Below are 21,565 nucleotides of genomic sequence, written 5' to 3'. Positions count from 1 at the left end.
AATCGTAAACTTTGTGCATCAATGGCCGATAACCACGGTATTCACTCTCCGTGTTGACTCTATAAAGGAAATATCATGGCTAGCATCTCTACCCTGGGTATCGGCTCCGGCCTGGATTTAAGCTCGATTCTCGACAGCATGCAGGCGGCGGAAAAAGCAGCGCTAAAGCCGATCTCAACACAGCAGACGGCTTACACCTCAAAGCTGAGCGCCTACAGCACCATGAAAAGCGCGCTGACCACCTTTCAGACGGCAAACACCAAGCTGAATGACGCCACGCTGTTCAGCGCCAATAAAATAGTCAGCAGCTCTACCGCTTTCAGCGCCACCAGCACTACGGGTGCGGTAGCAGGTAAATATACCATTGCCGTCACGCAGCTGGCGTCAGCCCAGACGCTGACCTCGGCGACCCAAAGCAGTAACAGCACCGCGCTGGCGACGGCTGACAGCACTATCTCAATTAAGCTGGCGGGCAGTGATAAAGCAGTAGACGTGACGGTAAGCGCCGCGAACTCTTCGCTGACCGGCATTCGTGATGCGATCAATAAAGCTGATGCCGGCGTCACCGCCAGCATTATTAAAACGGGCGATGGCAGCTATCGTCTCTCCATGACGTCGAACGAAACCGGCGTAGACAATGCGGCCACGATCAGCGTCAGCGGTGACAGCGCGCTGCAAAGCATGCTCAATTATGACGGCACCAGCAGCAGTAATATGACGCAAAGCATTGCGGCGCAGAATGCCAAGCTGTCAGTTAACAATGTCGAGATTGAGAACAGCAGCAACACTATCAGCGATGCGCTGGAAGGGATCACGCTGAACCTGAGCGGGGAAACCACCGGCACCCAGACGCTGACCGTGACTAAAGATACCAGCAGCGCGTCCAGCACGATTGCCGCCTGGGTGACAGCCTATAACACCCTGCAGGATGCCTTTGCCTCCCTGACCAAATACACCAAAGTGGATGCCGGGACAGATGCGCAGGACACCACCAATGGTGCACTGCTGGGCGACAGCACTCTGCGTACCATACAGTCGCAGATGAAAGATATGCTGACCAATACCAGCAGCACCTCGACTTACAAAACCCTGTCACAGATTGGCATTACGACCGATCCAACCAGCGGCAAGCTGAATACCGACCAGACTAAACTGGATGCGGCCCTGGCGAAAGATCCGGACGGCATTAAGGCAATGATCGTTGGCGACGGTAAAACCACCGGCATCGCGACTAAGCTCTCTAACAACCTGACCAGCTGGCTCTCCAGCACCGGCATGGTGCAGGCGGCCACCGACGGCGTCAGCAAAACGCTGAACAATCTGACCCAACAGTACAACAAGGTCAGCGACAATATCGATGCCACTATTGCGCGCTTAAAAACCCAGTTCACCGCGCTGGACGTGACGATCAGCAAGCTCAACAACACCAGTAGCTATCTGACGTCGCAGTTTGAGACTTCAAGCAGTACAACCAAGTAAGGAGCCATGATGTATAGCGCAAGCGGTACCCAGGCCTATGCAAAAGTCGGCGTGGAAAGTGCAGTGATGAGTGCCAGCAATGACCAGCTGATCACTCTGCTGTTCGACGGGGCGCTCAGCGCCCTGGTTCGCGCACGCCTGTTTTTGCAGGACGGCAATACGGTTAAAAAAGGGGAGTCGCTCTCCAAAGCCATTAACATTATCGACAACGGTCTGAAGCAGGGTCTGGATGAGTCCTCTGAAGACGAGTTAACGCAAAATCTGCTGGGTTTGTACCGCTATATGGTGCACCGCCTGCTGCGCGCGAATATCGATAACGATGCCGACGGAATTGAAGAAGTTGAAGCGCTGTTGCGCAATATCGCCGATGCCTGGAAAGAGGTTTCCGGCACAACCGCTCTGGTTTAGGACTCTGTATAAATGAACATTGCCCCACATCTGCTCGCGATATATCAGGAAATTTTGACCCACAGCCAGTCGATGCTGCGTCTTGCGGGTGAAGGCCAGTGGGACGACCTGATCGATATGGAAGTTGACTACCTCAGCGCCGTGGAAAAGCTGGCTAAGGCTACGCAGAATGAGCCGGTTCCGGCTCGTACTCAGGAGCAGCTGCGCCCGATACTGCGCCACATTCTTGATAATGAAGCCGAAGTCAAAAAGCTGCTGAAGTCACGCCAGGATGAAATCTCCTTGCTGATCCAGCAGGCCGGCCGCCAGAAGTCCGTCAATCGTGCCTATACCAATGTCGCCGGCGTGGTGCTGTTCCCTACCGGATCGAACGGATAAACCTCACGTTTACTCAGTATGACTTTATACAACACCTTTCCGGGGCCAGCGCGGAATAATTAATTTCGTCCTGGCCCACCCTTTCGCTGCGCTTACTCCATACTTCATTTTCCCGTCTGGCGAAAAATGGAGCACGGATATGCACAATCCCACCCTTTTGCAGTTCTTTCACTGGTACTACCCCACAGGCGGCAAACTGTGGCCGGAAGCGGCCGAACGTGCCGCATGGCTGGCTGAAATTGGCATCAGCGACGTCTGGCTACCGCCGGTTTATAAGGGTGAATCCGGCGGCTATTCGGTCGGTTACGATAGCTATGACCTGTTTGACCTTGGCGAATTTGAGCAGAAAGGCTCACGCGCCACCAAATACGGCGATAAGCAGCAGCTGCTGGCAGCAGTGGAGGCGCTAAAGGCTAACGGCGTTGGCGTGATCCTTGACGTGGTGCTCAACCACAAAATGGGTGCCGACGAGAAAGAGCGCATTCAGGTTAACCGCGTCAACCCGGATAACCGTGAGGAGATCGACGAGGAAGTGATTGAGGTCGAAGCCTGGACCCGCTTCACCTTCCCGGTGCGCGCCGGGCAGTATTCGCAGTTTATCTGGGACCACAAGTGCTTCAGCGGCGTCGACCACATTGAAAACCCCGATGAGAACGGCGTGTTCAAAATCGTTAACGACTACACCGGCGAAGGCTGGAACGATCAGGTCGATAACGAGCTGGGCAATTTCGACTATCTGATGGGCGCCAATATCGACTTCCGCAACCGCGCGGTAACCGAAGAGCTGAAATACTGGGCGCGCTGGGTGATGGAGGAAGTGCACTGCAGCGGCTTTCGCCTCGACGCGGTGAAGCATATTCCCGCCTGGTTCTATAAAGAGTGGATCGAACACGTGCAGGAGGTGGCGGAGCAGCCGCTGTTTATCGTCGCCGAATACTGGTCGCATGAGGTTGATAAACTCCAGCAGTATATCCAGCAGGTGGACGGTAAAACCATGCTGTTTGACGCCCCACTGCAGATGAACTTCCATAACGCGTCGAAACAGGGGGCTGACTACGACCTTAGCCAGATCTTCAACGACACGCTGGTCACCACCGATCCGTGGCACGCGGTGACCATTGTCGCCAACCACGACACCCAGCCGCTGCAGGCGCTGGAAGCCCCGGTGGACCCCTGGTTCAAACCACTGGCGTATGCGCTGATCCTGCTGCGTGAAAACGGTGTTCCGGCGGTGTTCTACCCGGACCTGTTCGGCGCCAGCTATGAGGATGAGGGTGACGACGGCGGGCAGTATCAGATAGAGATGCCGGTGATCCCCGAACTGGAAGCGCTGATCCGGGCACGCCAGCTGTATGCCCACGGAGTGCAGACCGAATGGTTCGATCACCCTAACTGCATCGCCTTTGCGCGCAGCGGCACCGATCATCACTCCGGTTGCGTGGTGATTATGTCGAACGGTGAAGCGGGTGAGAAAACCCTGGCGCTGGGGGAAAACTACGGAGGGAAAAACTGGCGCGACCTGCTGGGCCATATCGGCGAGACGGTGAGCAGCGACGAGCAGGGCACTGCCACGTTCCGCTGTGCGCCAGGATCGGTTAGCGTGTGGATTATTAGCTAGATATCAGGTCGTGGCCGGACGGCCACGACCTGGGAATTACGGCTGAGGGGCGGCAATGGTGGTGCTGGCTGCTGGCACGGTTGACGGCTGCGGGGTGGCGTCAGGCTGCGCCTGCTTTTCCAGCGCCTGCTGGCACTCGACGGTCGGTTTATCCACTTTACGCATCTTCAGCTTATCGTAATGCAGCTCGTTACCTTCCAGATCCAGCGTCATCACGCGCATCTGCTTGTTCACGTTAACCCACTCGTCATCGAAAAAGGTGACTTTGCCCGGCTTGGCAATAACGCGCTGCCACTGACGGCAGTCCAGGGTATCCCCTTCCTGGGTGATAATCAGGCTGGCCATCGCCTGGTCACTCACCAGCCCACTCTGCGGGCCAACCGTCTGCCAGTTACCCACCAGCGCTGCCGGAGGGGCGGTTTTGACCGCCGCTTCATAATTTGGTAGCTGCGCACAGCCGCTGAGCGTAACGGCCGTCACTGCCGCCATCATCCACTTATTCATTTTTTCATCCTGAGCTAATCAATTACGCGCTACGTTATAATTTTTACCTGCCCCGCCGCAAGCACCAAGCGCAGCCTGCAGCTAAAATGATAGAATAAACGCTGAGATCAGCAGCCGCCGGCCCGCATCTCGCCCGGCTTTCACCTGCCCTGCACCTTGTGTACACTAGCCGCCATTATCCAGACCGTCACCCCGCAGGACCGTTATGAAAACCGTTGAAGAGTATTACGCCATCGCCAAAGATCTGTTTCTTGAGGCGCACCCGGATTTGAAGGCCGGCATTGAAAATCTGACCGCTGAGCAAGCGTCCACCATGGGCATGAGCGTTGAGCAGCTGCGCGAGTTGCAGAAAGAGCGGGCTTATGCGGCATATGTGCGCGAGAAGAAACTGGACGGCGTGCTGTTTGCTATTCAGCTGGCAGAGCCGGATAAAGCGGTGATGGTCGATGCGATTGAGGCCTATCTGCATAGCCACGCCGAAGCGCTGGGCATGAGCTGGGAAGAGTTCTGTATTAAGAACGAGCTGTAAAATAGACGCTGTGGGCCGATCGAAAAAGAAGATCGGCCCGCCGGACATCAAGGGCCGACCGGAAAAAAGGGTCGGCCCCTACGGGCTCTGGCATGCACCGACAAAACTAACCCGCCAAAGGCGTTGCATCAGCCAGAACGCAAAGCTCTTGCTCACTAAACGCTTCACGCCGCACGCTAAAACCGTCATACCAGCGGCACTCCACCATTCCACTGGCAACACCTGTGACAATCATCGCAGGCCCACCGTCCTTATGCTGCACTTCATCACTGATTATAAAGCTCATAAAGCACCTCCCTATCCGGTTAAAATCACCAAATAGTTATAGCATCTGAGCCTTATTACCGCTGTTAACGGCAGGTAAAACATTTGTTAAATACAAATAAGCAGTTAAAAACGCTGGACATAAAAAAAGCGAGTAAACTTATTACTCGCTTTTTATGTGAAATCCGTCGCAGTTTGCGCTTAGATTTTACAGCCTTCGCAGTCGGCTTCGTCACCTAAATCAGCCGGAACTTCGGCGGCTTTTTTCTCGGCGTTCGCTTCTGCCTGCTCTAACTGCGCATCAATATCGAACTCAAAAATATCGTCTTTCATCATTACTCCCGTTTTACTCACTAACTTCAGGCGTCTTTATACTGATTTTTGACGCATTTTGGCAACCCCATTGACCACCAACAGCACAATCGACCCCACGATGAACCCGACCACCAGGTTCGCCAGATTGCTGACAACGCTGCTCATCAGGCCGCTCATCTCGCTGCTGTATTCCGTCACCAGATGATGCAGCTGCGGAATGCCGTGCACGATAATGCCGCCCCCCACCAGGAACATCGCAATGGTGCCAACCAGGGTCAGGATCTTCATCAGCCATGGCGCGGCCGCCACCAGCACATTACCCAGCCCTTTAGCCAGCGCCGAGGTTTTCTTCTGCAGCCAGAAGCCTAGATCGTCAATTTTGACGATGCCCGCCACAATGCCGTACACGCCAATCGTCACCAGAATGGCAATCCCGGAGAGGATCAGTACCTGATTCAGCAGCGGGGATTCAGAGACAATGCCGAGGGTAATCGCCACAATTTCGGCCGACAGGATAAAGTCGGTGCGCACCGCCCCTTTTACTTTCTTCTTCTCAAACTCACCGGCATCCTGCTGCGCCGCCTTCAGCAGGCGCTTTTCGCGCGCTTCCGGCGTCTCCTCACTTTTGTTTTTATGCAGGCTGTGCAGCACCTTCTCCACGCCTTCATAGCTCAGGTAAGCCCCGCCCACCATCAGCAGCGGCGTGATTGCCCAGGGCGCAAACGCACTGATCAGCAGCGCCAGCGGCACCAGGATCAACTTGTTGAGGAAGGAGCCTTTTGCCACGCTCCACACCACCGGCAGTTCACGATTGGCTTTTACCCCGCTGACCTGCTGAGCGTTAAGGGAGAGATCGTCGCCTAACACCCCGGCGGTTTTTTTCGCTGCCACTTTGCCCATCACGGCTATATCATCAAGCAGTGTCGCAATATCATCCAGTAAGGTTAGTAAGCTGGTTCCTGCCAAAGTCGTATTCCTTATTCATGTTCGTCATGTTGACAACAGGGGCACAGCTCCATTTCGGCGACCGCCATATCGGCAATGCCATCACAGTCCCACTCAACGCGCACCGGCTGGCCCTGCGGCTCAGCGTGGTGCAGATATTTACTCACCGGGCTTTCGGTCATCCCGCTAATCTCTTCCGTGGCGATCAGACGATCGCCGACAAAAATACGCGCCGTTGCCTGGGTATTGACCATGCGTTCGCCGCTAAGTTTATACAACCGTCTTACCGTCAGTTTGACACTGGCCATGGCCCACCTGGCTTTGCAGTATTTAAGAGGAGGATGATCTAAACAATTATGCGCAAAGAGTGCAAATTTTGTAAAAAAAATCCTTCCGACCGTGATAATTAGTGGCAGAATTAGCCACTTATAACATTTTAATAACTTGATATAACCAGGACGACTTTAACATGACGTTACGCCGTGCCCCCGCCCTGCTGCCGCTGCTGGCCGCGCTGTTCTGCCTCTATTTTATCTGGGGCTCCACCTATCTGGTGATCCGCATTGGCGTCGAGAGCTGGCCGCCAATGATGCTGGCCGGGCTGCGCTTTTTGCTGGCTGGCGTGGTGCTGCTGACTTTTCTGCTGCTGAGAGGTGAAAAGCTGCCGTCGCTGCGCGCGGCCGGTAATGCCGCGCTGGTTGGTATTATGCTGCTGGCGCTCGGCAACGGCGCTGTCACCGTGGCGGAGCATCAGCAGGTGCCGTCCGGGCTGGCGGCGGTAATGGTAGCGACCGTGCCGCTGTTTGCCATGTGTTTCAGCCGCCTGTTTGGCATTCCTACGCGCTGGATCGAGTGGCTGGGCATCGCCGTTGGGCTGGTGGGGATTATCCTGCTGAACAGCGGCGGCCATCTGGCGGGCAACCCGTGGGGTGCGCTGATGATCCTCGGCGGCTCTCTGAGCTGGGCCTTTGGTTCGGTATGGGGTTCGCGCATTACGCTGCCCAACGGCATGATGGCGGGCGCAGTGGAGATGCTGGCAGCAGGCGCAGTATTGCTGATTGCCAGCACGCTGAGCGGCGAACACCTGGTGCAGAAACCCTCGTTGGCGGGCTTCTTCTCGCTCGGCTATCTCAGCCTGTTTGGATCGGTGATTGCGATTAACGCCTATATGTTTCTGATCCGCAACGTCACCCCGGCTATCGCCACCAGCTACGCCTACGTCAATCCGGTGGTGGCGGTGCTGCTGGGTATAGCCTTCGCAGGGGAGAGCCTGTCAGCCCGCGAATGGCTGGCGCTGGCGATTATCGTGCTGGCGGTGATTCTGGTGACGTTGGGGAAATATCTGTTCCCGGCAAAGCCGATCGTAAAATCCTGCGAGCCTTAATCGGGGGTGCGGGCCGATCGAAAAGAGGATCGGCCCCTACAGCTGGCGAATACCGTTCTCGTCAATTTCCGCGTTTCTTTCGGCAGCGCACACCCACTCTTCCAGACGCGCGCTTAACTCCTGCTCCTGCAGGCGCGTTTTACCGCGCAGTGCGCACTCCCACACCAGCAAAACGCGCCAGCCGCTGGCCGTCAGCTCCTCAACGTAGCGCTTATCGCGCGCCACATTGCTGTCGATTTTACCCATCCAGAACGCGGTGCGCGTGGCGGGCAGCTTAAACAGGTGGCAGTGATGGCGGTGCCAGAAACAGCCGTGAACGAAAATAATGGCGTGATGATCGGGCAGCACAAAGTCGGGGCGCCCGGGCAGGGATTTATCCTGTACCCGGTAGCTCAGGCCAAGCTCAACCAACAGCTCGGCCAGCCGCTTTTCAATCGCGGTATCGCGGGTGCGGATGGCGCGCATATTCTTACTGCGCACCTCGGAGGTGTGAACGTCGGCCATGGTGATATTCCTTTCATCAAGACCTTAAGTTTAGCTAAATCTGGCGCTGACGCACCGCCTGCTCGATCCACGGCAGCAGCAGCCGTGCCACGGCGGCAAACGCCGGTACCACCACCGAGTTGCCAAACTGGCGATAGGCCTGAGTATCCGAAACCGGTATGCGAAAATCAGCGCTGCCCGGCAGCTCAAAGCCCATCAGGCGCGCACACTCGCGCGGCGTCAGACGGCGCGGCCGGTTGTTCTGGTTACTGGCATTATCGAAATCCTGCTCACCCAGCGCTTTATCCCAGCCGCGATCGATAAGGATCTCCGAGCCGTCCTTGTAGTAGCGCGCCGACAGCGTGCGCACCACGCCCTGCTCGCGCTCCGGGTCCACCAGCCCATAGCCAAAGCCATTGCCGCGTGCCTGGTGCTTTTTCGCATACTGATACAGGTATTTCCACAGCGTCGGGGTCAGGATATATTTCGCCTCTACCACCGGGTCGAGCAGCGCTTTTAGCGGCGTGCGTTTAGGCGGGTAGAGAGAAGAGAGGTGACTCAGGCTGAAGGTCGGCAGCTTCAGGTCACGGCGCAGGCCGACCAGCACAATACGCTCGCGGTGCTGCGGCAGGAAGTGCTGACCATCAACAATCTTCGGGTCCTGCGGGCCGGAAGTATCGGCATCGGCAACGTCATAGCCCAGCTCGTCGAGGGTCTGCATGATGATGCGGAAGGTATTGCCCTTATCGTGGCTTTTTAAGTTTTTGACGTTTTCCAGCACGAATATCGCCGGCTTTTTGGCGGTGATAATCCGCGCCACGTCAAAAAACAGCGTGCCCTGGGCTTCGCACTCAAAACCGTGCGCGCGCCCGAGCGCATTTTTCTTCGATACGCCCGCCAGCGAAAACGGCTGACAGGGGAAACCGGCCAGCAGCACATCGTGGTCCGGCACCTGCTGGCTGATGTGCTGATAGGCCTGCTGTTCGTTAATCTCCGGCTTGCCGCTCAGCGTCACATCGCGGATATCCTGATTAAAGCGATGCTGCTGTTCATCGCAGTACCAGTTAGCTTTGTAAGTGCGCACCGCGTGCTTATTCCATTCGCTGGTAAACACGCACTGGCCGCCTATCGCTTCAAAGCCGCTGCGGATGCCGCCAATCCCGGCAAACAGATCGACAAAGCGAAACGCATAGTGAGGATGATGGGCGGGTGGCGCGGGCAACATGCCGTGCAGCATGCTGACTTCGGCTTCGCTTAGCATTTTACGGCTGTTGCCTTTCACCCAGCGATTCACCGACTCGCGCGTCCACTCCTGCTGGCTGACCTTACGCAGCGTTGCCGCAACGGTTTTCTGATCGTAAATTTCCAGCACGCGCAGCAGCAGCTGACGGTCCTGGTCCTCTTTCTGCTGCGCCTGTGCGCGTGCCTGTTCGGCCAGTTCAGCTGCCACGCGGTCAAAATCGCTCATAATCACTCAATAAAAGGGATAAACGGGTGCCAGTCTATCACCTCATTGACCCAGCGCCAGGCGCAAATCGTTAACACTGCATGGGAATGTACAAAACTCGCTCAGGGCAGTATCGCGCCAGCAGTTTTTACCGGTACTAATTTGCCTTTGTAACGCACAGCTTTCTGTTTGCTGCCGCGGCGGGTGCGCTGTAACACGGGTGACATAAAAGCGGCGAATACTCCGTTTTATTTTACGGGACCCACTATGTCACTGCTGACCGTTCTACCGCTGCGCCTGTTACGTCGCCCTCGTTTTTCCTTTACCGCGCTACCCGGCTGGCTGAAAAGCCTGCGCGGCAGCTTTATCCTGTTTTTAATCATTTTTTCGCTGCTGCAGTGCGCTGGCGTGCTGCTGCTGACCCGGCTGGTGAGCAGCACTGGTGATAACGTGGCGGCAACCCACGCCCTCTCCAGCCGCCAGGCACTGCTGGACAAAGCGCGCATGGAGCTGCTGACCGCCAGTGATAACAGCCACCGCGCCGGCATCTATCTGATGCAGGATAACCAGACCGGATCGGTCGACAGCTGGAAAAGCCTGGCAGAGACCGCCCAGGCCTCGCTGGATGAGGCGCGTAAGCTGTTCGGGCAGTACCCCGCCAGCAAAGAGAGCCCGCTGCGGCAGAATTTCACTTTGCTGGCCGACGGGCTTCAGGAGCAGTTGAAAGGACTGAATGCCAGAGATATCGATACCTTCTTTATGGTACCGATGCAGGCGTTTCAGCAGCAGTTCAATGACGCTTACTATCAGGTGCTGACGCAGGAAAACCAGCGGTCCGGCGAACTGAATCAGTCCACGCTCTCCTCCCTGACCAATAGCCGCAACCTGTCGCTGGCAATCTCCGCACTGCTGGGCGGGCTGCTGCTGCTTGGCGGTGGCCTGCTGCTGCGCGGGGTGATCCAACCGTTAGACCGCGTATCCAGCTGGCTGGCGCAGATCGCCACCGGGGACATCTCCCGACAGCCGCAGCTCAGCGCTTTTCAGTCGGCAGAGATATGCCAGCTGACCGATAGCATCAGCGCGATGCAGCACGGCTTGCAGCATATCGTCGGTGAGATCAATGCCATCTCCAGCGCGGTGCGCGACAGCGCTGACCGCATGGCGCAGCAGAGCGACGAGTTTAGCGCCCACAATCAGCAGCAGACGGCTGCGTTTGATCATATCAGCCAGCGCCTCAACCGCGTGGCGGAAGAGGTCGGCCACAGCGTAGCGTTCACCCGCCACGCCACGCAGCAGGTCCAGGCTACCGACAGCCTGACCCAGCGCTGTGGCGAAGTGGTGATTGCCGTCGAGTCACAGATGCGCCAGATCGTCGATGCCTCCGGCGAGATTGCCGGGATCGTGACGCTGCTGGAGGGGATATCCCTGCAAACCAAACTGGTGGCGCTCAATGCCGCCATCGAATCGGCTCATGCGGGCGTGTATGGCCGCAGCTTCTCTATCGTGGCGAAGGAGATCGGCCTGCTGTCGGAGAAAAGCAGCGCCTCCACCCGCACCATCGACGGGCTGATCGGTAGCACCCACCAGCACATCGACAGCGGCTTCAACCAGGTGCAGGCGCTGGACGGCCTGTATCAGGAGATCGCCTCTGCCGTCTCCGGCGTGGTGACGCTGCTGAGCGAGCTGCAGCACAACGCCGACGCGCAGAGTAAGCGTGTTAACAGCATCGCCATGGAGATTGGTCGCCTGAATCAGCAGGTAAAAGAGAGCGAGCAGCTGACGCGCCGCAGTGCTGACACCTCAGAAGCGCTGGTCGATCATGCGCAACGGCTGTCGCATAGCGTCAGTCAGTTTGTGTTGTAGAGGATTAAATGGCGTCCCTGAAATAAGGGACGCTGAGAAGCGGTTTATTTTTTCTTTTTCGATTTCTTCAGCAGGCTGCGGATCTGCTTGAGTTCTGCAGCGCTGAGCTGTTCAGTGACGGCTTCTTCAGTATCGAGACTGTCAACAGCCGCCGGCTGCGCAGAGAGGCTTTTCACCAGGTGAGTCGTCACAACTTCACTCAACGAAAGCTGGTTTTCCAGAGCAACGGCTTTGATCGTTTCCTTAAGGGAAGGATCGATCTTGATAGTTAAACTGACTTTGTCGGTCATACCTGATTCTCCTGAGAATTGTCTCAACAAGCTAACCCGTAATGTGCGACTTAACCATACTGTCACAAAAATTTAATATTTCTCTGCTAGCGGGCTGAACTCCTCCAGCACGCTTTGATCGAGGGCACAGAAATCCCCTTTTAATTCAGCGCATAGCTTCGCCATATAGGTTACCAGGAAACTGGCGTTAAATTCGGCCACTCTTTTTCCTTCAGCGGTCTGCATGGTTTCAGGCAGCTTCAACAATTTTTTCTGGAAATGGTCCAGCGCCCATTCGGCATCATCCAGCGAACGGTCGCGCCCCAGCGGGTCATTACTGTCAAATAGCGAACGCCCCAGCGCGCCCGAAACGTAGAACACGCGCGCCAGGCCAATCGCCCCCAGCGATTCAAGGCGGTCAGCATCCTGCACAATTTTCGCCTCCAGCGTTTCTGCCGTCACGCCAGCGCTGAAGCTGTGGGCGTGCACCGCATGCGCCACCGCCTCGATTTTGTCTGCGGGAAAATCAGGAAACACCTCACGCAAAATGCGCCGGGTTTCATCTGCGGCCTGTTTCGAGGCCAGATGACGCTCGGGATGGTTTTTTGGCAGGTTTACGATGTCGTGGAAGTAGCAACCGGTGAGCACCACCAGTTCGTCAGCCTCTGTCCCCTGCATGATGCGCTGCGCGCTTTGCCAGACGCGCTTAAGGTGCGCGATATCATGGGCTTTATCGCCATGCTGCCAGGTTTCGAAAAGAAAAGCGTCAAAGCGGGATTGCCAATGGGTCAGGTTCATAGACTTCTCCTTATTTTTTGGACTTTTTGAGATGTCAGTGGTGGTTGCCCACTGTAACGGGACGGCCATATCAGCATAAATGAGATCCACATCAAACTTATAGCGATTGTTTTAACCTTCTCACAACATTTTTTGCATTTTCAGCTTTTTACCAATGCGTTAGCGTGTGACTAATTTTCGATCAAAAGATAAATGAATGTTATGATCCGAAGTCATGCGCTGCGCAATAAATTATACGCTGGCACGGTTTAAACGGCTTTTGACCCGCCAGCGAAGTGAACTGATACCCATTATCAATGGCCGCGATCGTACAAGCTTTAGTCGCAGTAACATATTGTATTATGGTAAAATGTCATTTGTGTTACCGCACGACAGCCAGGTTTAAGCCACACCGCAAAGACGGAAGGCGGCACACTTTCCCGGTGCAAATTTTTCGCGCCATTTTTTTTATAAGACTTGCTGATGATTAGTGAAAATACCCACCTGTTTGTTTTTTTAAGCTAAAGTTAGGAATTGTCTGTATTGTATTTTTACTTTGCTTATGAGCCAGGCACTGGTCAAGAAAGTCATATTAGAGGTCAAGCCATGAAAGAACGCCCGATTTTATTTAGCGATCAACGGGTGCGCGCCCTGCTCTCCGGTCAGCAACGGCAGACAAGGCGCATCATGAAGTCCCAGCTGTTTGGGTCGGTTCAGGATAACCACGAAGGCTGCTACGGCATTGATGTATTAAGCAATAACCTGCAGGGAAACCGCGTACTGGGAATGGAAAATCTCAGCTACCACTGCCCGTATGGTCAACCCGGCGACCGTCTGTGGGTGCGAGAAACCTGGCGTGGGCCGGTCGTGCCCCCGCAGGAAATGGCTCAGTACCAGCACTCCCCATTGCAGTTCAAAAATATCGATTACTGCCAGTACCGCGCTGACTCCAGCATTTACAGTACCGATGAAGAGGACGACCAGTTCGGTTGGCAGGCAGGGATTCATATGCCGCGCTGGGCCAGCCGTATTAACCTGCTTGTCACCGGCGTGCGCGTGGAGAGAATCCAGGATATCAGCGACGACGACGTTATGGCCGAAGGGGTGCAGGTTGATTCGCACTTCCTCAATAATTTTTTCACCATGCACAGCGAAGCCGTTTCGGCGAAGGATGCCTACCGCAAGCAGTGGGCTATTCAGTACGGCGGCACCAGTTGGGAAGTGAATCCCTGGGTGTGGGTAATCGATTTCGACCGCATCTGAGGCCAGCAGGTACCTTCGCAGCGCTGATTTTTTTCGGCGCTGTTTGCGTTCAGTCACAGACAGACTTCCCGATAACTGATTGAATATTCCCTTTATTTACTTTTGTGGAGTGTCAACTGCATGATCAAGTGGCCATGGAAAAGCGATGACGACGCGATAAATAGCGGGCTTCCCTGGCAACAGGCGCTGGACATTCCACTACTGTCTGCGCTGAGCAGTGACGAACGCAAAACCCTGATCCAGCTTGCCGACCGCTTTCTGCGCCAGAAGCGGCTGGTGGCGTTACAGGGCTTTGAGCTGGATGAGCTGAAAAGCTGCCGCATTGCGCTGCTGTTCTGCCTGCCGGTGCTGAGCCTGGGCTATGACTGGCTGGACGGCTTTCATGAGGTGCTGCTCTACCCTTCTCCGTTTACGGTGGACGACGAGTGGCAGGATGAATTTGGCCTGGTGCATCGTGAACGCATGGTCCACGCCGGGCAGAGCTGGCAGCAGGGGCCGATTGTGCTGAACTGGCTGGATATTCAGGACTCCTTTGACTGCTCCGGCTACAACCTGGTGATCCATGAAGTGGCGCACAAGCTGGACGCACGCGGCAGCGGCGAAGCGAACGGCGTACCGGCCATGGCCATGCGCGATGTCGCAAGCTGGGAACGCGAGCTGATGGCGGCAATGAACCACATTCAGGATGAGATTGACCTGGTGGGCGAAAACGCCGCCAGTATTGATGCCTATGCTGCCAGCGAACCGGCCGAGTGCTTCGCCGTGCTGTCGGAGTATTTCTTCAGCGCGCCGGAGCTACTGATTGCCCGCTTCCCGTCACTCTACCAGCGATTTCGCCAGTTCTATCGTCAGGATCCCAATCAGCGACTGGAGCAGCAGCAGTTACACCACAATCCCGGCGGAACTGTACACTAATCGCCCGGGTTGATTTAAACGCAGCCAGTTGAAAGCTAAACTTTTTTTTGCAGTTGACAGTCACGGGGCGGACCGCTAATATTCGCCTCGTTCACACGATTCCTCTGTAGTTCAGTCGGTAGAACGGCGGACTGTTAATCCGTATGTCACTGGTTCGAGTCCAGTCAGAGGAGCCATATTTAAAAAGCCCGCTCAGGGAAACCTGAGCGGGCTTTTTGCTTTATTCGGCGCGTGCTGGGTTGCTGGTGTCTGAATGACTGTTTTTCCAGCTGTTGTTGCCTTAGTTGCACCCGCCATGGTTTTGTCAGAAAACCCCGCGCGGGCGTTCTGCTGCCTAGATTTGTGTATATCACACCCCTGCAGTTCCGACTGCTGAGTGCAGCCGGAACGCTCAAGCTGCTGACGGTACTTTTCAGAAATTGCGTGCACAGGAGACTGAAAAAATACCGTTAATGCTAACGCCGCGAAAACTGCTTTTTTAATCATATCATTACCATTATCTGATTATTTGCTCAGCCTGATAAAGCAGCGGGCCGATTCACCGCGCTCGCGTTAATAGTCACATCTTTTCTCAGTCCACTTCTGGCTCTGGATCAACAATAGTTGATCAAAACCCCGGAGTCGCGAATATCGAATTGTCATCCCCTGTAAAAATGATTCACTCTGCGATATAGCCTGTGCTATACCTTATAGCAATAGCTAACTATGCCGCTTTTTTATACTTTTATGGGGGTTGTGATGCCTGAACGGCTTTGGATTAAACGCGGGCTGTGCGCCCTGCTGGTTGCTCTGTTACCGCTGGCCCCGGCCAGCGCCGCTGAAAAATTCAAGGTGATCACCACCTTCACCGTGATCGCCGATATGGCGAAAAACGTCGCCGGGGATGCCGCCGATGTCGCCTCGATCACCAAGCCGGGGGCGGAGATCCATGAATATCAGCCGACGCCGGGCGATATCAAGCGCGCTCAGGGGGCGCAGCTGATCCTTGCCAACGGCCTCAATCTCGAGCTCTGGTTCCAGCGCTTTTACCGTCATCTCTCCGGGGTGCCGGAGGTCGTGGTCTCTGACGGGATCGCGCCGATGGGCATCAGCGAAGGGCCGTACAGCGGCAAACCCAATCCACACGCGTGGATGTCGCCGAAAAATGCGCTGATCTACGTCGATAATATCCGCGATGCGCTGGTGAAGTATGACCCGGACAACGCGGCAACCTATCGCCAGAACGCTGAAGCCTACAAAACCAAAATCAGCGCTGCCGTTGCCCCGGTCGAGCAGGCGCTGGCGCAGATCCCCGCCGACAAGCGCTGGCTGGTGACCAGCGAGGGCGCATTCTCCTACCTGACGCGCGACTTCGGCCTGAAGGAGCTGTACCTGTGGCCGATTAACGCCGACCAGCAGGGCACGCCGCAGCAGGTGCGTAAAGTGATCGACACGGTGAAGCAGCAGCAGATCCCGGCGGTGTTCAGTGAGAGCACCGTGTCGGATAAAGCCGCGCGCCAGGTGGCGCGGGAAACCGGCAGCCACTATGGCGGCGTGCTGTATGTCGACTCGCTGAGTGCGGCAGACGGCCCGGTGCCGACCTATCTCGACCTGCTGCGCGTCACCAGCGAAACCGTGGTCAACGGCATCAACGAGGGGTTAGCAAAATGAACCAGCAGCCCGGTATCGACGTCAGCCAGCTGACGGTCACTTACCGTAACGGGCACACGGCCCTGCGCGACGCTACCTTACAGATCCCGGCCGGCAGCATTGCCGCGCTGCTCGGCATCAACGGCTCCGGGAAGTCCACGCTGTTTAAGGCGATTATGGGCTTTGTGCCGCTCTCCAGCGGGTCAATCACCCTGCTTGGCATGAGCGAAAAACGCGCCCTGAAAAGTAACCTGATCGCCTACGTACCGCAGTCCGAAGACGTCGACTGGTCGTTCCCGGTGCTGGTGGAGGATGTGGTGATGATGGGCCGCTACGGGCACATGGGGATGCTGCGCATAGCGCGGGCGGAGGACAAACGGCTGGTCGCTGCGGCGCTGGAGCGCGTCGGCATGACGGATTTTCGCCAGCGTCAGATTGGCGAACTCTCCGGCGGGCAGAAAAAACGCGTGTTCCTCGCCCGCGCCATTGCTCAGCGCGGGCAGGTGATCCTGCTGGATGAACCCTTTACCGGGGTGGACGTTAACACCGAAAGGCAAATTATCAGCCTGCTGCATGAGCTGCGCGCCGAGGGCCGCACCATGCTGGTCTCTACCCATAATCTCGCCACCGTCAGCGACTACTGCGATCATACCGCCATCGTCAAAGGCACGGTGCTGGCCTGCGGGCCAACTGCCACCACCTTCACGCGGGAGAATCTGGAAAATGCCTTCAGCGGCGCGCTGCGCGGCGTCGAGTTTAGCGATGCGCTGCCGCAGCCGGGCCTGACGGTGGTTGGGGGGCAGCGCTGATGGCGTGGCTGGCGGAACCCTTTCACTACCAATATATGCTGAACGCCATGTGGGTTTCGGCGCTGGTCGGCGGCGTGTGCGCCTTTCTCTCCTGCTATCTGATGCTTAAGGGCTGGTCGCTGATGGGTGATGCGCTGTCGCACTCGATTGTGCCCGGCGTGGCGGGAGCCTATATGCTGGGCCTGCCGTTCGCGCTGGGTGCCTTTCTCTCCGGCGGGCTGGCGGCGGGCAGCATGCTGTTTCTCAACCAGCGCACCCGGCTGAAGGAGGATGCGATTATCGGGCTGATCTTCTCCTCTTTCTTCGGCCTCGGGCTGTTTATGGTGTCGCTTAACCCCACCTCGGTAAATATTCAGACCATCGTACTGGGCAATATTCTGGCGATTGCCCCGGAAGATATCCTGCAGCTGGCGATAATCGGCTTTACCTCACTGCTGATTTTGCTGGTGAAGTGGAAAGACCTGATGGTGACCTTCTTCGACGAGAACCACGCGCGCTCGGTCGGCCTCAATCCCACCCGCCTGAAGCTGCTGTTCTTCACCCTGCTGGCGGCCTGCACCATCGCCGCGCTGCAAACCGTCGGTGCCTTTCTGGTGATCTGCCTGGTGGTCACGCCGGGGGCGACGGCGTATCTGCTGACCGACCGCTTCCAGCGGCTGCTGCTGATTGCGGTGGTGATAGGCAGCGTCACCAGCTTCTTCGGCGCCTGGGTTAGCTACTATCTCGACGGCGCAACCGGCGGCATTATCGTGGTGGCGCAGACGCTGGTGTTTCTTATCGCCTTTGTCTTCGCCCCGAAACACGGGCTGCTTGCGCGCCGCCGTCGGGTCAGCCAGGAGGAGGAGGTACGATGAGTCTGACAGAGCTGCTGCTTAGTCCGTTTGAGTTTGATTTCATGCATGCCGCGCTGACCATCTCGGTGATTGTCGCTATTCCCTGCGCCCTGCTCTCCAGCTTTATGGTGATCAAAGGCTGGTCGCTGATGGGCGATGCGATGAGCCACGCGGTATTTCCCGGGGTAGTTATAGCGTGGATCGTCGGCATCCCGCTGGCGATTGGCGCATTCTGCGCCGGGCTGTTCTGCGCGCTGGCGACGGGCTACCTGAAGGAGAACAGCCGCATCAAGCAGGATACGGTGATGGGGATCGTCTTCTCGGGGATGTTTGCCGTCGGTCTGATTATCTATATCTCCGTCAAGTCAGAGGTGCACCTCGACCACATCCTGTTTGGCGACATGCTCGGCATCTCGCCTGCGGATATCTGGCAAAGCGGCGCAATTGCCGGTGTGATTGCCATGATCATCGGCATCAAGTGGCGCGATCTGGTCCTGCACGCGTTTGACGCGCAGCAGGCCAAAGCCTGCGGGCTGAATACCGCGCTGCTGCATTATGGGCTGCTAAGTATGATTGCCCTGACTATCGTTGCCACGCTGAAGGCGGTCGGCATTGTGCTGTCGATTGCGCTGCTGATCGCGCCCGGGGCCATTGCCATTCTGCTGATGCGCCGCTTCTCTTCGGTGATGATCTGCTCGGTGCTGCTGTCGGTGGTGGTCTGTTTTAGCGGCACTTACCTGTCATTCTTCCTCGACAGCGCGCCCGGCCCGACCATTGTGCTGCTGTTCGCGGTGCTGTTTATCGCCGCGTTTATCTTCTCGGCCAGGCGCGATCGCCACGCTATCACGGCCCGCTGAGAATAAAAAAAAGCCCGCACCGGTTTGCCGGGCGGGCTGGTTGCAGACTCAGGCTAGTTTCAGATATCGAAACGGTCGAGGTTCATCACTTTGGTCCACGCGGCAACGAAGTCTTTGACAAACTTCTGCTTAGCATCGCTGCTGGCGTAAACCTCGGCTGACGCGCGTAAAATCGCGTTGGAACCAAACACCAGGTCGGCACGGGTCGCGCTGAAGCGCACCTGGCCGCTCAGACGGTCGCGCCCTTCAAAGCGTTCGCCGCTGGCATCGGTGGCTTTCCACTCGGTACGCATATCCAGCAGGTTGCTGAAGAAGTCGGTGTTAAGTTCGCCGACTTTATCGCTGAAGACCCCATGCTGGCTGCCGTCGAAGTTGGCCCCCAGCGCACGCAGGCCACCCACCAGCACCGTTAACTCCGGCACGGTCAGCGTCAGCTGCTGCGCCTTGTCGATCAGCAGATTCTCGGTCGAGGTGCGCCCCGGTGCCGCGCGATAGTTACGGAAACCATCCGCTTTCGGCTTCAGCAGCTCAAACGACTCAATATCCGTCTGATCCTGACGCGCATCCACGCGGCCCGGGGTGAATGGCACTTCGATGTCGACGTTAACCGCTTTCGCCGCCTGTTCAACACCGACGACACCGGCCAGCACAATAATATCCGCCAGCGAGGCCTTCTGTTCGGTCTTCTGAATCGCTTCCAGCACCGGCAGCACGCGTGCAGCTACGGCATTGACTTCCCATTCGCGCTGCGGCAGCAGCGCCAGGCGGGCACCGTTGGCCCCTCCGCGCTTGTCACCGCCGCGGAAGGTTGAGGCAGAAGCCCAGGCTACCGAGGTCAGCTCTGCCACCGACAGGCCCGACGCGGCAATTTTCTCTTTCAGCAGCGCGATGTCATAGGGGGTTGGATGATAGCTCGGCTGCGGCAGCGGATCCTGCCAGATCAGATCTTCTTTCGGCACTTCCGGACCGATATAGCGTGCTTTTGGCCCCATATCGCGGTGGGTCAGCTTGTACCAGGCACGGGCAAACGCCTCGTTAAACGCCTGCGGATCGTTCAGGAAGCGGCGCGAGATCTTCTCAAACTCCGGATCGAAGCGCAGCGTCAGGTCGGTGACCAGCATGGTCGGCTTATGCTTCTTCGCGCTGTCAAAGGCATCGGGGATAATCTCTTCTGCATTCGATGCTTCAAACTGAATCGCCCCTGCCGGGCTGCGCGTCTGCACCCACTCGTACTTAAACAGGTTCTCGAAGAAGTAGTGGCTCCACTGGGTTGGCGTCTGCGACCAGATCACTTCCAGACCGGAAGTAATGGCATCGGCGCCGACGCCAGTGCCGTGACTGCTGGCCCAGCCCAGGCCCTGCGCTTCAATCGGGGCGGTTTCCGGGTCGACGCCGACATGTTTGGCATCGGCGGCACCGTGAGTTTTACCCAGGGTGTGTCCACCCGCGATCAGCGCTACGATCTCCTCGTCGTTCATGCCCATGTTGCCAAAGGTGGCACGAATAGCTGGGGCAGCAGAAGCCGGATCACCGCTGTGTTCCGGGCCTTCCGGGTTGACGTAAATCAACCCCATTTCGGTGGCGCCGAGCGGTGAATTAGCCAGTGATTCCGGGTGACGGTGCTCCAGCCAGGTGGTCTCATCGCCCCAGTTGACGTCAAGATCCGGTTCCCAGACGTCTTCACGCCCGGCACCAAAGCCAAAGGTGCGGAAGCCGGAGTTTTCCAGCGCGACGTTGCCCGCCAGAATATAGAGGTCGGCCCAGGAAATTTTCTGACCGTACTTTTGCTTCACCGGCCACAGCAGGCGACGGGCTTTATCCAGGCTGACGTTATCCGGCCAGGAGTTAAGCGGAGCAAAACGCTGCTGACCACGACCGGAACCGCCGCGCCCGTCAACAGAGCGATAAGTACCGGCGCTGTGCCACGCCATACGGATAAACAGACCAATATAGCTGCCCCAGTCGGCGGGCCACCAGGCCTGTGATTCAGTCAGCAGCGCGCGCAGGTCGCCTTTCAGTGCGGAATAATCAAGCTTGGCGAACTCCTGACGGTAGTCAAAAGATTCTCCCAGCGGGTTAGAACGGTTTGAGTGCTGGTTCAGCAGGTCGACTCGCAGCTGCTGCGGCCACCATTCGCGGTTGCTGGTGCCACCGCCAGAGACATCATTTGACTTGCCGGCATGGAATGGGCACTTACCGGCAGAGGCTTCCCTGTCCGCTTCAACAATGGGCTCGGCACTATTCGCTTCGTTATCAACAGAATTGCTCACGGTCTTTCTCCTTTTCGCTTGATTACAGACACTCTATACGCGGAACTCACCCGCACAAACCTGTCTCACCCTATGCATTTGATAGGCTTTCTCTTGGGGAACTGCAGTCGGCACGCCCGGTTGTGTGGTGCCAGAGATTACTGAGTATAGAGTAGCCAGCCAAAGCGTAGGGGTTTATCTTCATCAAAGAAAACGTCCCTGTGCCTGAGAAAACATCATGAAATGCTGAACAAATCATCAGGTTGTTGCAAACATCAGCAACCGAACCGCAGAGGATGATTTTTAGCGTTGACACATCGCCAGGGCATGTTTATTATCCGCCCCGT

The 21,565-nt window shown here is 56.7% G+C and carries 24 protein-coding genes and 1 tRNA gene; 14 read left to right on the top strand and 11 right to left on the bottom strand.

Going from position 1 to position 21,565, the window contains the following annotated elements:
• Positions 1-75: 75 nt before the first annotated feature.
• The 4 genes from fliD (at position 76) to amyA (ending at position 3,883) form a co-directional block, all read left to right on the top strand.
• On the top strand, positions 76-1,479 hold the full coding sequence (gene fliD, locus ID864_RS01760) for a flagellar filament capping protein FliD (RefSeq protein WP_048915721.1): 1,404 nt from the start codon (positions 76-78) through the stop codon (positions 1,477-1,479).
• A gap of 9 nt (positions 1,480-1,488) precedes the next feature.
• Positions 1,489-1,887, top strand: a complete 399-nt coding sequence (gene fliS, locus ID864_RS01755; protein WP_048915720.1) for a flagellar export chaperone FliS — start codon at positions 1,489-1,491, stop codon at positions 1,885-1,887.
• Positions 1,888-1,899: 12 nt separating this feature from the next.
• Positions 1,900-2,265, top strand: a complete 366-nt coding sequence (gene fliT, locus ID864_RS01750) for a flagella biosynthesis regulatory protein FliT (protein ID WP_048915719.1) — start codon at positions 1,900-1,902, stop codon at positions 2,263-2,265.
• Between the two features lie 139 nt (positions 2,266-2,404).
• Positions 2,405-3,883: an alpha-amylase gene (amyA, locus tag ID864_RS01745; protein ID WP_048915718.1), complete on the top strand. Its 1,479-nt coding sequence runs from the start codon at positions 2,405-2,407 to the stop codon at positions 3,881-3,883.
• 36 nt (positions 3,884-3,919) lie between these two features.
• Here the strand turns inward: amyA and yedD are convergent, their stop codons facing one another.
• Positions 3,920-4,387: a lipoprotein YedD gene (yedD, locus tag ID864_RS01740; protein ID WP_191149316.1), complete on the bottom strand. Its 468-nt coding sequence runs from the start codon at positions 4,385-4,387 to the stop codon at positions 3,920-3,922.
• 205 nt (positions 4,388-4,592) lie between these two features.
• Here yedD and ID864_RS01735 point away from each other — a divergent pair, with 205 nt between their 5' ends.
• Positions 4,593-4,916, top strand: a complete 324-nt coding sequence (locus ID864_RS01735; RefSeq protein ID WP_048915716.1) for a DUF6388 family protein — start codon at positions 4,593-4,595, stop codon at positions 4,914-4,916.
• A gap of 106 nt (positions 4,917-5,022) precedes the next feature.
• Here the strand turns inward: ID864_RS01735 and ID864_RS01730 are convergent, their stop codons facing one another.
• The 4 genes from ID864_RS01730 to ID864_RS01720 form a co-directional block, all read right to left on the bottom strand.
• Complete coding sequence (locus ID864_RS01730) at positions 5,023-5,202, bottom strand: YodC family protein (RefSeq protein ID WP_048915715.1); 180 nt, start codon at positions 5,200-5,202, stop codon at positions 5,023-5,025.
• A 179-nt stretch (positions 5,203-5,381) separates the two neighbouring features.
• Positions 5,382-5,513 carry a hypothetical protein gene (locus ID864_RS23840; RefSeq protein WP_263575950.1) on the bottom strand — a complete coding sequence of 44 codons (132 nt, stop codon included), beginning with the start codon at positions 5,511-5,513 and terminating at the stop codon, positions 5,382-5,384.
• A gap of 36 nt (positions 5,514-5,549) precedes the next feature.
• Complete coding sequence (locus ID864_RS01725; RefSeq protein ID WP_048915714.1) at positions 5,550-6,461, bottom strand: DUF808 domain-containing protein; 912 nt, start codon at positions 6,459-6,461, stop codon at positions 5,550-5,552.
• A gap of 11 nt (positions 6,462-6,472) precedes the next feature.
• The gene (locus ID864_RS01720; protein WP_099753920.1) at positions 6,473-6,748 is read right to left on the bottom strand and encodes a hypothetical protein; all 276 of its coding nucleotides are present in this window, start codon (positions 6,746-6,748) and stop codon (positions 6,473-6,475) included.
• Between the two features lie 161 nt (positions 6,749-6,909).
• Between ID864_RS01720 and yedA the strand changes: the two genes are divergently transcribed.
• Positions 6,910-7,824, top strand: a complete 915-nt coding sequence (gene yedA, locus ID864_RS01715) for a drug/metabolite exporter YedA (protein ID WP_048915712.1) — start codon at positions 6,910-6,912, stop codon at positions 7,822-7,824.
• A 36-nt stretch (positions 7,825-7,860) separates the two neighbouring features.
• On the opposite strand, the gene ID864_RS01710 is transcribed toward yedA, so the two are convergent.
• On the bottom strand, positions 7,861-8,328 hold the full coding sequence (locus tag ID864_RS01710) for a very short patch repair endonuclease (protein WP_048915711.1): 468 nt from the start codon (positions 8,326-8,328) through the stop codon (positions 7,861-7,863).
• Positions 8,329-8,362: 34 nt separating this feature from the next.
• Entirely contained in the window at positions 8,363-9,775 is a 1,413-nt protein-coding gene (locus tag ID864_RS01705) for a DNA cytosine methyltransferase (protein WP_191149315.1), read from the bottom strand.
• A 246-nt stretch (positions 9,776-10,021) separates the two neighbouring features.
• Between ID864_RS01705 and ID864_RS01700 the strand changes: the two genes are divergently transcribed.
• On the top strand, positions 10,022-11,617 hold the full coding sequence (locus ID864_RS01700) for a methyl-accepting chemotaxis protein (RefSeq protein WP_048915709.1): 1,596 nt from the start codon (positions 10,022-10,024) through the stop codon (positions 11,615-11,617).
• A gap of 44 nt (positions 11,618-11,661) precedes the next feature.
• Here ID864_RS01700 and ID864_RS01695 read toward each other — a convergent pair whose 3' ends face one another.
• Together ID864_RS01695 and ID864_RS01690 are read right to left on the bottom strand one after the other, a co-directional pair.
• On the bottom strand, positions 11,662-11,907 hold the full coding sequence (locus tag ID864_RS01695) for a hypothetical protein (protein WP_048915708.1): 246 nt from the start codon (positions 11,905-11,907) through the stop codon (positions 11,662-11,664).
• 72 nt (positions 11,908-11,979) lie between these two features.
• The gene (locus ID864_RS01690) at positions 11,980-12,684 is read right to left on the bottom strand and encodes a phosphohydrolase (RefSeq protein ID WP_048915759.1); all 705 of its coding nucleotides are present in this window, start codon (positions 12,682-12,684) and stop codon (positions 11,980-11,982) included.
• A 585-nt stretch (positions 12,685-13,269) separates the two neighbouring features.
• Here ID864_RS01690 and ID864_RS01685 point away from each other — a divergent pair.
• The 3 genes from ID864_RS01685 to ID864_RS01675 all read left to right on the top strand — a co-directional run bounded on the left by ID864_RS01685 (position 13,270) and on the right by ID864_RS01675 (position 15,017).
• Positions 13,270-13,926, top strand: coding sequence for a hypothetical protein (locus ID864_RS01685; protein ID WP_062818142.1), 657 nt, complete (start codon positions 13,270-13,272; stop codon positions 13,924-13,926).
• A 120-nt stretch (positions 13,927-14,046) separates the two neighbouring features.
• The gene (mtfA, locus tag ID864_RS01680) at positions 14,047-14,841 is read left to right on the top strand and encodes a DgsA anti-repressor MtfA (protein WP_099754819.1); all 795 of its coding nucleotides are present in this window, start codon (positions 14,047-14,049) and stop codon (positions 14,839-14,841) included.
• Positions 14,842-14,941: 100 nt separating this feature from the next.
• Positions 14,942-15,017, top strand: a tRNA-Asn gene (locus ID864_RS01675).
• A 16-nt stretch (positions 15,018-15,033) separates the two neighbouring features.
• Here the strand turns inward: ID864_RS01675 and ID864_RS01670 are convergent.
• Positions 15,034-15,327: a hypothetical protein gene (locus ID864_RS01670; protein ID WP_191149314.1), complete on the bottom strand. Its 294-nt coding sequence runs from the start codon at positions 15,325-15,327 to the stop codon at positions 15,034-15,036.
• A gap of 252 nt (positions 15,328-15,579) precedes the next feature.
• Between ID864_RS01670 and ID864_RS01665 the strand changes: the two genes are divergently transcribed.
• The 4 genes from ID864_RS01665 to ID864_RS01650 are packed head-to-tail and all read left to right on the top strand — an operon-like array spanning position 15,580 to position 18,969.
• Positions 15,580-16,491: a metal ABC transporter substrate-binding protein gene (locus ID864_RS01665; protein WP_048915693.1), complete on the top strand. Its 912-nt coding sequence runs from the start codon at positions 15,580-15,582 to the stop codon at positions 16,489-16,491.
• Positions 16,488-17,279: a manganese/iron ABC transporter ATP-binding protein gene (locus ID864_RS01660; RefSeq protein WP_191149313.1), complete on the top strand. Its 792-nt coding sequence runs from the start codon at positions 16,488-16,490 to the stop codon at positions 17,277-17,279. The genes ID864_RS01665 and ID864_RS01660 overlap by 4 nt, the downstream gene beginning before the upstream one ends.
• Positions 17,279-18,133 (top strand): iron/manganese ABC transporter permease subunit SitC, encoded by an 855-nt coding sequence (gene sitC, locus ID864_RS01655; RefSeq protein ID WP_191149312.1) that lies wholly within the window; start codon positions 17,279-17,281, stop codon positions 18,131-18,133. The genes ID864_RS01660 and sitC overlap by 1 nt, the downstream gene beginning before the upstream one ends.
• Positions 18,130-18,969: a metal ABC transporter permease gene (locus ID864_RS01650; protein WP_191149311.1), complete on the top strand. Its 840-nt coding sequence runs from the start codon at positions 18,130-18,132 to the stop codon at positions 18,967-18,969. The genes sitC and ID864_RS01650 overlap by 4 nt, the downstream gene beginning before the upstream one ends.
• A gap of 59 nt (positions 18,970-19,028) precedes the next feature.
• Here the strand turns inward: ID864_RS01650 and katG are convergent, their stop codons facing one another.
• Positions 19,029-21,197, bottom strand: coding sequence for a catalase/peroxidase HPI (katG, locus tag ID864_RS01645; protein WP_230049209.1), 2,169 nt, complete (start codon positions 21,195-21,197; stop codon positions 19,029-19,031).
• Between the last annotated feature and the right edge of the window lie 368 nt (positions 21,198-21,565).

This window comes from Erwinia aphidicola (assembly GCF_014773485.1).
Taxonomy (GTDB): domain Bacteria; phylum Pseudomonadota; class Gammaproteobacteria; order Enterobacterales; family Enterobacteriaceae; genus Erwinia; species Erwinia aphidicola.
The sequence above is the reverse complement of the archived record's forward strand: the minus strand, read 5'-3'. Positions and strand labels throughout refer to the sequence as shown.

Coding starts and splice junctions, on each gene's coding strand:
- ID864_RS01665 (WP_048915693.1), top strand. CDS start 15,580: ATGCCTGAACGGCTTTGGATTAAACGCGGGCTGTGCGCCCTGCTGGTT.
- ID864_RS01690 (WP_048915759.1), bottom strand. CDS start 12,684: ATGAACCTGACCCATTGGCAATCCCGCTTTGACGCTTTTCTTTTCGAA.
- fliD (WP_048915721.1), top strand. CDS start 76: ATGGCTAGCATCTCTACCCTGGGTATCGGCTCCGGCCTGGATTTAAGC.
- amyA (WP_048915718.1), top strand. CDS start 2,405: ATGCACAATCCCACCCTTTTGCAGTTCTTTCACTGGTACTACCCCACA.
- mtfA (WP_099754819.1), top strand. CDS start 14,047: ATGATCAAGTGGCCATGGAAAAGCGATGACGACGCGATAAATAGCGGG.
- ID864_RS01730 (WP_048915715.1), bottom strand. CDS start 5,202: ATGAGCTTTATAATCAGTGATGAAGTGCAGCATAAGGACGGTGGGCCT.
- ID864_RS01670 (WP_191149314.1), bottom strand. CDS start 15,327: ATGATTAAAAAAGCAGTTTTCGCGGCGTTAGCATTAACGGTATTTTTT.
- ID864_RS01720 (WP_099753920.1), bottom strand. CDS start 6,748: ATGGCCAGTGTCAAACTGACGGTAAGACGGTTGTATAAACTTAGCGGC.
- ID864_RS01710 (WP_048915711.1), bottom strand. CDS start 8,328: ATGGCCGACGTTCACACCTCCGAGGTGCGCAGTAAGAATATGCGCGCC.
- ID864_RS01705 (WP_191149315.1), bottom strand. CDS start 9,775: ATGAGCGATTTTGACCGCGTGGCAGCTGAACTGGCCGAACAGGCACGC.
- sitC (WP_191149312.1), top strand. CDS start 17,279: ATGGCGTGGCTGGCGGAACCCTTTCACTACCAATATATGCTGAACGCC.
- ID864_RS01685 (WP_062818142.1), top strand. CDS start 13,270: ATGAAAGAACGCCCGATTTTATTTAGCGATCAACGGGTGCGCGCCCTG.
- ID864_RS01650 (WP_191149311.1), top strand. CDS start 18,130: ATGAGTCTGACAGAGCTGCTGCTTAGTCCGTTTGAGTTTGATTTCATG.
- yedA (WP_048915712.1), top strand. CDS start 6,910: ATGACGTTACGCCGTGCCCCCGCCCTGCTGCCGCTGCTGGCCGCGCTG.
- ID864_RS01735 (WP_048915716.1), top strand. CDS start 4,593: ATGAAAACCGTTGAAGAGTATTACGCCATCGCCAAAGATCTGTTTCTT.
- ID864_RS01700 (WP_048915709.1), top strand. CDS start 10,022: ATGTCACTGCTGACCGTTCTACCGCTGCGCCTGTTACGTCGCCCTCGT.
- ID864_RS01660 (WP_191149313.1), top strand. CDS start 16,488: ATGAACCAGCAGCCCGGTATCGACGTCAGCCAGCTGACGGTCACTTAC.
- ID864_RS23840 (WP_263575950.1), bottom strand. CDS start 5,513: ATGAAAGACGATATTTTTGAGTTCGATATTGATGCGCAGTTAGAGCAG.
- ID864_RS01695 (WP_048915708.1), bottom strand. CDS start 11,907: ATGACCGACAAAGTCAGTTTAACTATCAAGATCGATCCTTCCCTTAAG.
- fliT (WP_048915719.1), top strand. CDS start 1,900: ATGAACATTGCCCCACATCTGCTCGCGATATATCAGGAAATTTTGACC.
- fliS (WP_048915720.1), top strand. CDS start 1,489: ATGTATAGCGCAAGCGGTACCCAGGCCTATGCAAAAGTCGGCGTGGAA.
- yedD (WP_191149316.1), bottom strand. CDS start 4,387: ATGAATAAGTGGATGATGGCGGCAGTGACGGCCGTTACGCTCAGCGGC.